This is a genomic window from Desulfocurvus sp. (assembly GCF_023230885.1).
Taxonomy (GTDB): Bacteria; Desulfobacterota; Desulfovibrionia; order Desulfovibrionales; family Desulfovibrionaceae; genus Desulfocurvus.
Genome location: NZ_JALNWM010000217.1, coordinates 1 through 5,553, shown reverse-complemented (window position 1 = coordinate 5,553; position 5,553 = coordinate 1). Strand labels below are relative to the sequence as shown.

The 5,553-nt window shown below is 65.6% G+C and carries 4 protein-coding genes and 2 pseudogenes; all 6 read left to right on the top strand.

Translation table 11 applies throughout. The features are described from left to right. A pseudogene (locus M0P34_RS13330) lies at positions 1 to 381 on the top strand (crotonobetainyl-CoA--carnitine CoA-transferase); the annotation flags it as partial. Continuing rightward, positions 381 to 1,130 (top strand): WbqC family protein, encoded by a 750-nt coding sequence (locus M0P34_RS13325; RefSeq protein WP_291499949.1) that lies wholly within the window; start codon positions 381 to 383, stop codon positions 1,128 to 1,130. The pseudogene M0P34_RS13330 and the gene M0P34_RS13325, both read left to right, overlap by 1 nt. A 225-nt stretch (positions 1,131 to 1,355) precedes the next feature. Then, complete coding sequence (locus M0P34_RS13320; protein WP_291499947.1) at positions 1,356 to 2,084, top strand: PIG-L deacetylase family protein; 729 nt, start codon at positions 1,356 to 1,358, stop codon at positions 2,082 to 2,084. After that, positions 2,081 to 3,823 (top strand): ABC transporter ATP-binding protein, encoded by a 1,743-nt coding sequence (locus M0P34_RS13315; RefSeq protein WP_291499945.1) that lies wholly within the window; start codon positions 2,081 to 2,083, stop codon positions 3,821 to 3,823. Before M0P34_RS13320 ends, M0P34_RS13315 begins: the two co-directional genes overlap by 4 nt. Then, entirely contained in the window at positions 3,820 to 4,875 is a 1,056-nt protein-coding gene (locus M0P34_RS13310) for a Gfo/Idh/MocA family oxidoreductase (RefSeq protein WP_291499943.1), read from the top strand. Before M0P34_RS13315 ends, M0P34_RS13310 begins: the two co-directional genes overlap by 4 nt. Before the next feature lie 15 nt (positions 4,876 to 4,890). Next, positions 4,891 to 5,553 (top strand): annotated as a pseudogene (locus M0P34_RS13305) (hypothetical protein); the annotation flags it as partial.

Below are 5,553 nucleotides of genomic sequence, written 5' to 3'. Positions count from 1 at the left end.
GGGGGCATGGCTGTGGACAGCTATGCAGAGTTGGAAGAGTGTATCAGGCTCTATGATATGAATCGCCCCATAGGCCATATCTCCAAGGTTCAATTGGTTAGAGGAGATGCCACGTGTACCATTCCAGAGTTTATTGAGAACAACAAGCATTTGGTTGTTTCGCTGTTGTATCTGGACTTCGACATCTATGAGGCGACCAGAACGGCCCTGAAACACTTTGTACCGCGCATGCCCAAAGGCAGCGTGATTGCTTTTGACGAATTGAACCACCAGGGCTGGCCCGGTGAGACCCTGGCAGTTATGGATGAACTCGGCTTGAATACCCTGCGCCTGCGCCGGGTGCCGTTCGATACCACCCGGAGCTATGCGGTGCTCGAGTGATGACAAAAATTCTCACGGCCCATCAGCCAGCCTATATCCCTTGGTTGGGTCTGTTTCACAAAATCGCCCTGGCAGACGTTTTTGTTTCGTTCAACCAAGTGCAGTATCTTCCCAAAGATTGGAACAGCAGGAACAAGATCAAGACACCACAGGGCGATATGTGGATGACGGTGCCTGTTTTGAAGTCAGGGCACAGGGACAAGAAGCTGGCGGAGATCGAAATCAACAACTCGACACGGTGGGCCGAAAAGCACTGGAAGTCGTTGCTGGTCAACTATGCTCGGAGTCCGTATTTTCCCAGATACGCGGCATACTTTGAGGAGGTATATCTACGCAGGGAATGGACTTTGTTGGCGGATCTTTGTGAAGAGATGCTTTTGTGGTTTCTCGATGAGCTTGGTCTGCATGTGGAATACCTTGACGCGCGCGATCTCGATTTGCGGGGGGCGAAATCGGAGCTGGTGCTGGACATGTGTCGCAAGATTGATTGCCAGGTATATGTCTTCGGCAAGCTGGGGCGTGACTATGCCGACGTGGAAGCCTTTCGGGCGGCGGGGGTTGAACCTTGCTTCCAAGACTACCGACATCCCGTATATCGTCAACAGCATGGTGCATTCCTGCCGTACATGAGTGTGGTGGACTTGCTTTTCAACCATGGCCCATCGTCGCTGGAGATTATCATGGATGGCAACCTGACCAAGGCCGATGTCCGCCGACTGGCTGGAGGGACGGGGCAATGCGGGATGTGATGTCGCTGAGAGATTGTGCAATTTCAGGTACTCGCGGTGGTACTCCCGGGAAACACGCCAAAGGTGGGTTCAGGCCGTCATTGGCTGGCCTCTTGGGACTGTTTCCAGGGGATCGCAGGTTTTGTTTTGCGGTGGCCGGACAACGGAAATGTTGTTGCCAGTCACTCAATCGGGGAGTGATGCGGTGTGAACCTTGGCATCCGGAGCCCTCTGCGCCTCAGCGAGATGGTCACGGTCATGCATAAGTGCATACTCGCCATCGTTGCCCATCCCGACGACGAGGTTCTGGGTTGCGGGGGAACCTTGGCCCGGCTGGCCGATGAAGGTTGGCCTCTGGTGGCTGCCGTTCTGAGTGCCGGGGCCACTTCGCGCCTGCCGGGCCGGGAAGAGGAGCGGCGTCAACAGGCGGCGCTCAAGGACGCGCTTGGCCAGGCCGCCTGCATCCTCGGCGTCAAGGAAGTCCGTCAGTTCGATTTTCCAGACAATGCCTTTGACTCCGTGCCTCTGCTGGAAATCGTCCGCGTGGTGGAAACCCTTGTCCAGGAATGTTGCCCGTCCGTCGTGTTCACGCATCATTCTGGAGATCTGAACGTGGACCATTGTGTCACGGCCCGGGCCGTGCTCACCGCGACCCGACCCCAGGGGCGCAACCCCGTGCGCACAGTCCTGTCCTTCGAGGTCCCCTCGTCCACGGAATGGAGTTTTGGCGGCGTCCTTCCGGCTTTTACGCCCAACGTGTTCTTCGATGTAACAGCGACTCTGGAGCGCAAACTGGCCGCGATGGAGGCCTATGCCCAGGAAGGGCGTCCCTTCCCGCATCCGCGTTCCCTCGAAGCGCTGCGCATGCTTTCCGGCGTCCGGGGTTCGGCCTGCGGCCTCCAGGCTGCGGAAGCGTTTATGCTTGTGCGTCACGTCGTGGGCGCCGGGGTGTGCTTGGGGAATCTGCTGCCGTGAATGCGACATCCCGCCTGGAGCGCCTGCGTCGGCTCGTCGGCCAGCGCGATTGGCGCTCGGGCTATGCCCTGCTGCTGCTCATCCTGGCCTCCGCCGTGGCCGAGAGTTTCGGGCTGGCGCTGATCATGCCCATCCTGAGCGTCATGTCCGGCGACGTGCAGGCCGGGTCGTGGGGCGGGGCGATCCTGGACGGCCTGCGGACGTGGTTCCCGGGCGAGGCCAGCCTGTTCTTCGCCCTGCTCGGGGGCATGCTCGGCCTGCTGCTGGCCAAGAACGTCCTGATCATCTGGCGCACGGCCTTTTCGGCCAGGTTCACCCGGCGCATCCTCGCGCGCTGGATGGCCCAGATCTTCGAGCGCTATGTGCGTGCGCCTTACGGGTTCATCCTCAACAACGAGGTCGGCGCCCTGGCCAACAACGCGGTGCGCGAGCCCCAGCTCGCGTCCCAGGCCATCAGCGCCATCATCGACTTCGCGGCCCGGGTCGTGCTGGTCGTGTTCCTCTTCGCGTGCCTGCTGGCCACCAACTGGCGCGCCACGCTGCTGGTCTTTGGCGTGTGCGGCACCATCCTTGTGCTGACCCGCCGCCAGCTGGACCGCTACACCCGGGCCTACGGCAAGGAGCGGCTGCGGCTCCAGCAGCAGATGAGCTCCCAGGTCACCGAGTGCGTCAGCGGCGTGCGCCAGGTCAAGGCCTTCGGCCTGGAGGGCTTCGTCCTGGGCCAGTTCGGGGAGCGCCTGGAGCGGTTCGCGCGGATATCCGAAGTGTTTCAGGTGATGAGGGCATTGCCCACCTCCATCGGCGAGGTGATCATGGCGGCCATCGTCCTCGGGCTGGTGGCCCTGATGTACGGGGTCATGGGCGTGAGCCTGCAGGGCATCCTGCCGTTCCTGGGCATGTTCGTGGTCATCTCCCACCGCATCGCCCAGAACCTGATGGTCCTGGTCGGGCAGCGCATGACCATCCTGTCCATGCTGCCCGCGCTGCGCCTGGTCGAGGACATCACCTCCCGGCCTATGGAGGGCGGCGGCGCCCGGGGGCGCCTGGCCGTGGAGGGCGTGCCCGGGGACATCGAGTTCCAGGACGTGGAATTTTCCTATGGCGACAAACCCGTGCTGCGTGATTTCTCCATCCGCATCCCCCGGGGCGGCATGACCGCGCTCATCGGCCCGTCGGGCGCGGGCAAGTCCACTGTGGCCGACCTGCTGCTGGGGCTTTACCGGCCCACCGGCGGGCGCATCCTCGTGGGCGGCAGGGACCTGGCCGATCTGGAGCTGGCCTCCTGGCGCGCGCGCATCGGCTTCGTGAGCCAGGATGTGTTCATGTTCAACACCACCGTGGCCGAGAACATCGCCCTGGGGCGCATCGGGGCGGACGCGGCCGCCATCCGCGAGGCCGCGCGGCTGGCCGAGGCCCACGAGTTCATCATGGACCTGCCCCAGGGCTATGATACGGTCATCGGCGACCGGGGGCTGAAGCTCTCCGGCGGCCAGCGCCAGCGCATCGCCCTGGCCCGGGCCCTGGTGCGCGACCCCGACCTGTTCATCTTCGACGAGGCCACCAGCGCCCTGGACGCCGAGACGGAGAAGGCCATCCAGAAGTCCATCGAGAAACTGGCCCCGGGCAAGACCCTCGTGGTCATCGCCCACAGGCTCTCAACCATCGAAAACGCCGACGTGGTGTACGACCTGGGCGCGCTGCCCGGGACGGACGGGAAACCCCAAGGTAGGACGCAATGATCCGCATAGGTGTGCTCGGCTGCGGCCGGGTTGTGCAAAACAGGTATGTCGACGTGTTCCGCAACGAGCTGCGCGGCGCCGTGGTGACCCGGGTCTGCGATCCGGCGCGCCACAAGGCGGACGCCGTGGCCGGGCTGCTGGGCTGCGCGGCGGTCTACGACGAGGACGCCCTGTTCGGCGCGTCCGACGTGGACGTGGTGCTGGTGTGCACCGAGTCGGGCAAGCACCACGGGCACACCCGCAAGGCCCTGGAGGCCGGGCGGCATGTGATCACCGAAAAGCCGCCCACGCTGCTGCCCGAGCAGGTGGCCGAGCTGGAGGCCCTGGCCCGGGACAAGGGCCGCATGTACGCGGTCATCTTCCAGAACCGCTACAACCCGGCCATGCGCGCCCTCAAGGACGCCTTCGACCGCGGCCGTTTCGGCAAGGTCGTGCTGGCGACCATGCGCCTGCGCTGGTGCCGCTATCAGGATTATTACGAGGACGGCTGGCACGGCACCTGGGCCATGGACGGCGGCGTCATCAACCAGCAGGCCATCCACCACGCCGACGCCCTGCAATGGGTCTGCGGCGAGATCGAGAGCGTGTGCGCCGATACGGGCAACCTGCTGAACAGCCTGGAAGCCGAGGACACCATGACGGCCCTGGCCCGTTTCCGCTCCGGGGCCAAGGGCATCATCGAGGCCACCACGGCGGCCCGCCCCGAGGATTTCGAGGCGTCCATCTCCGTGGTGGGCGAGCGGGGCTATGTGATGATCGGCGGCATCGCCCTGAACAAGGTCCAGACCTGGCGCTTCCTGGACCCCGAGCCCGGCGACGAGCAGGCCCCGGCCCGCTTCTCCCAGGAGGTGCCCACGGGCTACGGCCTGTCCCACGGGCCGCTCATGCAGGACATCGTGGACCGGCTGGCGCGCGGCGAGCTGCGTCCGCCCATCTCGGGCGCGGACAGCCTGCCCGTGGTCCGGCTGGTGCAGGCGCTGTACCGCAGCGACGAGACGCGCTGCTGGGTGTCTTTGGACGACGACCCCCGCTCCGCCCGCCTGGGGCGCTGAAGCCAAGGAGGAGCCATGAAATCCGTCACGGAATGCATCGGCAACGCGCTGCCCGACCTGGGCGCCACCGGGGCCTATGCCGCCATCCTGGGCGAGAGCCCGTCCCGGGGGGCCAAGTCGCCCGTGTTGTGGAACGCGGCCTTCCGGGGCCTTGGGCTGTCCGGGGTCATGCACCCCATGGATGTCGCCCCCGGGGGGCTGGCCGGGGCCGTCCAGGCCCTGCGGGCGGACCGCCGCTACATCGGCGGCGCGGTGACCATGCCCTACAAGATCGACATCGTTGCGCTGCTGGACGAGCTGGAGCCCGAAGCCGAGGCCATCGGCGCGGTCAACTGCGTCTATCGCGGCCGGGACGGGCGCTCGCTGGTGGGCGCCAACACCGACGGCGCCGGGGCCCTGTGGTCCCTGGCCGGGGAGTTCGGCGAGCTGGCCGGGGCGCGCGTGCTGCTGCTCGGGGCCGGCGGTGCGGCCTGCGCCGTGGCGGCCTATGTCGCCCGGGCCGTGGGGCCGCAGGGGCGCCTTGTGCTGTGCAACCGCGACGCGGCCAAGGCCGAGGCCCTGGCGGCCCGGGTGGGCGGTTTCTGCCCGGTGGAGGTCGCGCCCTGGCCGGTGACCCCGGCCCTGGCCCCCGGGCTGGACGTGCTGGTGAACTGCACGGCGCTGGGCTTCGAGACCCTG